The following is a 3,831-nucleotide window of genomic DNA, read 5'->3' on the forward strand; positions in this document are numbered from 1 at the left end:
ATACAAATGTTATATGTCAAGAGAGGAGTTAGATACACTCCGTGAAACACAAATGGCTAATAAAGAGCGTACAAAATATAATGGAAAATATCGTGACTTTAAGGGAACTCCTCCTGAGGGTGTAGAGCCAGTTATTCGCATAAAAGCACCAATTAGTGGTGAAATCATTGTCCATGATGGTGTCAAAGGTGATGTAGTATTTCAAGCAGAAGATATTTTAGATGATTTTGTCATTGCTCGTGCTGATGGAAGTCCTACTTATAATTTTGTTGTAGCGATTGATGATGCTTTGATGGGCATTAATGAAGTCATCCGTGGAGATGACCATCTCTCAAACACTCCAAAGCAAATAGTTGTTTATGAAGCTCTTGGATTTGATATTCCTAAATTTTACCATGTTCCGATGATTCACAACCAACAAGGTAAAAAACTCTCTAAACGCGATGGTGCAACAGATGTAATGGAGTACAAAGCGATGGGTTATCTCCCAGAAGCACTTCTTAACTTTCTTGTGCGTCTTGGTTGGAGTCATGGAGATCAAGAGATTTTCTCAATGGATGAGATGAAAGCTCTTTTTAATCCTAAAGACATCAACAAATCGGCTTCTATTTACAATACTGAAAAGCTCGACTGGCTCAATGCACACTACATCAAAAACACTCCAAATGATGAACTTGTAGAGTTACTTCTTGATTTTGATATTGTCCTCACTTCTCATGACAAAAAAGAGATTTTGCTTGATGCCTTAAAAGAGCGTGCAAAAACACTCAAAGAGCTTGCCACTCTCAGCCGTGAAGTTATTACAACACCACGTGAATACGATGCAAAAGCAGTTAAAAAAGCATTTAAAGGTAATGCCTTTGAAGTGTTAGAAAATTTTGCAGCAAAACTAAACGCAGCCGATGCATTGCATTTACCAGCTGATTATCATCAGGTGATGGAAGCAGTTGTTAATGAAATGGAGATAGGATTTGGAAAAATTGGAAATCCTCTTCGTGTTGCACTTCTTGGAAAAATGAGCGGTCCAGGGCTTGACACAGTTATGGCTATTTTGGGCAAAGAGGAGACACTCCTTCGCATTCAAAATGCCATCAAAGCAAATGCAAACTAAAATAACACTCAAATCTCTTTTCAAACTCGCACTACATAAAAAACCTGCCCTTATTTATGGGCAGATCATTACGCTGCTTGCCATCATTGTAAGTGTACCTGTTCCCTTACTATTGCCAATGATGGTCGATGAAGTGCTGCTGCACAAGCCCCATTACATTGTTCCCACCATCAACACACTTTTAGGAAGTGGTTCTGCTTTCTACTACATTGCCATCGTTGCGTTTGTGGTTATATTTTTACGATTTTTATACTACTATCTTGGTGTCATCACGACAAAAATATTTACAAAAATATCAAAATATATCACCTTTATGATACGCTCTAAACTACTTACACACCTCGAACATACTTCCATGAATGAGTTTGAAACGCTAGGCAGTGGCGCAATTACTGCCAACCTCATCACCGACATCGACACACTTGATAACTTCATTATGGTCAGCTCAAGCCGTTTTGTAGCATCTGTTTTAACGCTGCTTGCCGTTGGCATTGTCATGATTGCCATCAATCCTATTTTAGGCATACTCATTCTCTTTGTCCAACCACTCATTATGTTTTTAAGTAAAAAAATGTCTGCTAAAGTAGGTGCACTCAAAAAAGAGGAGAACAAAGCTATCGCTGCGTTTCAAGAGGATGTAGGTGAGACTCTGGAGCTTTACGGACAGATAAAAGCAAGTAACAAAGAACACTACTTTTTTGAAAAAGCACTCAAACAGGCAAAAAAAATCAAAGAGACCTCGAACCTCTTTAACTTTAAAAGTGTTGCGTATGAGAAGCTCTCTTACACAATATTTTTAAGTGTTTTTGAGCTTATCCGTGCAAGTGGACTGCTTTTAGTAGCATACTCAAACCTTAGCATAGGAATGATGTTTGCAATGTTTGGCTATATCTGGTTTATTATGACTCCGGTACAAGATATTCTCTCTATGCAGTACAGTTACTCTGCTGCAAAAGCAGCGTTAGAGCGTATTAACAAAGTCCTCTCACTTAAAAAAGAGACAAGTGGAGAGAAAGAAATAGACTCCAACGCAGTCGATATTACACTGAGTGATTTATGCTTTTGCTATGAAAGCAGTGATAAACTCATTCTTAAAAACATAAACTTTGGAGTAGCTCCCTACTCAAAAATAGCACTTATTGGGGCAAGCGGAAGTGGCAAGACAACACTTGCTCAAATCATCTCAGGATTTTATGAAAAAACATCTGGTGCGCTTTTTTATAACGGTATTCCCACCGAGGAAATAAACAAACACTCTGTACGAGAGAAAATATTTTTAGTCTTGCAGATGCCTATAATGTTTAACTCTACACTGCGTTTCAATATTACTATGGGGCATGAAAACATCAGCGATGAGCAGATTTTTAAAGCCCTAAAAATTGCTCAACTCTCAGATATGTTTGAGAGTATGCCCGATGGACTTGAGAGCATCGTAGGACATCACGGCATTCGACTCTCAGGAGGGCAACGCCAACGACTTAGCATTGCCAGAATGATCATAGCAAATCCAAGTGTCGTAATATTTGATGAATCTACCTCTGCACTTGATGTGCATACCGAGACAAAACTCTTTGTGGCACTCAAACCAATACTAGAGAAAAAAACAGTCATCACCATTGCACACAGACTCAGTACTGTAAAAAATGCAGATATGATTTATGTTTTAGATGAGGGTGAAATAGTGCAAAGAGGGACACATAAAGAGCTCGAAAATGAGGAGGGACACTACTTGGAGTTTATAAAAAACCAACTCCTTTAGATTTTGTTCCTAATCGTTCTAAATCTTTTTCAAAAACTCCAGTAAACCTTCCATAATTTCTAATGGAGAGGGTGGGCATCCTGCTATGTGGTGGGTTACGGGGAGATGATTTTCTGCTGGGGCATTTATGGCATATGTTTTATCAAATGGGGCTTGCATTACAGGACAATCACCCAAGCTTATTACCCATTTTGGTGCGGGAATCTGGGCGTAAGCCTCTTTTACATGTGGTGTCATATTAAAAGTCATAATACCACTCAACAGCAATACATCTGCATGGCGTGGACTTGCCACAAAGTAGATACCTAATCGCTCTAAATCATAGTAAGGGTTTGCAAGAGCATTGCACTCTGCTTCACACGCATTACAACTTCCACTATCTACCATTCTTATGGCAAGTGAGCCTGCAAATCTCTTTTTAACACCCTCTTTTATCTCTTTTTTTATTTTTGAGAGTTCTCTGTCTAGCTGCTCATTCTCTGTTAAAATTCCGTGTTTTACTCTTTTATTCCAAAATTTAATCATAAATCATTTCCTGCATAACTTAAATCACAACTTTTATTTATAAGTGGAAAATCTGCGATGATGTCACTCTGCATCATAATATGTACCGCCTGCCAATTCACAAAACTAGGATCTCTCACAAAAAAACGCTCAATAAGCCCATCTTTTATATCTATTGCCATAAAAAGCTCACCAATGGAACTCTCTGTAAAACTCTGATACGATCCATCTTGTACATCTCCTACGCTAAACGCAGTCTCATCCTCTTCTAAAAAGTTGTGCATCATTTGCATAGAGTTCTTTACCTCTTGAATGCGTACTTTAAAACGCGCACCAACATCACCACTCACTTCACTTGCCATGATAAAGCCATGCTCTAAGTAAAATTTATTTATACGCCTATCTTGAGAGAGTCCTGATGCCCGTGCTATTACGCCAACACTATTGTATTTCACAG

General features: G+C 38.6%; 3 protein-coding genes and 1 pseudogene. 2 read left to right on the forward strand and 2 right to left on the reverse strand.

What is annotated here, in order from left to right; all coding sequences use genetic code 11:
- Positions 1-1,111: glutamate--tRNA ligase (gene gltX / locus MVY38_RS04885; RefSeq protein WP_297484040.1), on the forward strand; the 1,111-nt coding region annotated here is incomplete at its 5' end.
- The gene (locus MVY38_RS04890; protein ID WP_297484041.1) at positions 1,101-2,870 is read left to right on the forward strand and encodes an ABC transporter ATP-binding protein; all 1,770 of its coding nucleotides are present in this window, start codon (positions 1,101-1,103) and stop codon (positions 2,868-2,870) included. The genes gltX and MVY38_RS04890, both read left to right, overlap by 11 nt.
- An 18-nt stretch (positions 2,871-2,888) precedes the next feature.
- Here MVY38_RS04890 and MVY38_RS04895 read toward each other — a convergent pair whose 3' ends face one another.
- Both MVY38_RS04895 and MVY38_RS04900 read right to left on the reverse strand, forming a co-directional pair.
- On the reverse strand, positions 2,889-3,395 hold the full coding sequence (locus MVY38_RS04895; protein ID WP_297484042.1) for a hydrogenase: 507 nt from the start codon (positions 3,393-3,395) through the stop codon (positions 2,889-2,891).
- Positions 3,392-3,831: pseudogene (locus MVY38_RS04900) on the reverse strand (hydrogenase); the annotation flags it as partial. The gene MVY38_RS04895 and the pseudogene MVY38_RS04900, both read right to left, overlap by 4 nt.

Source organism: Sulfurimonas sp. (genome assembly GCF_027056685.1).
Lineage (GTDB): Bacteria > Campylobacterota > Campylobacteria > Campylobacterales > Sulfurimonadaceae > Sulfurimonas.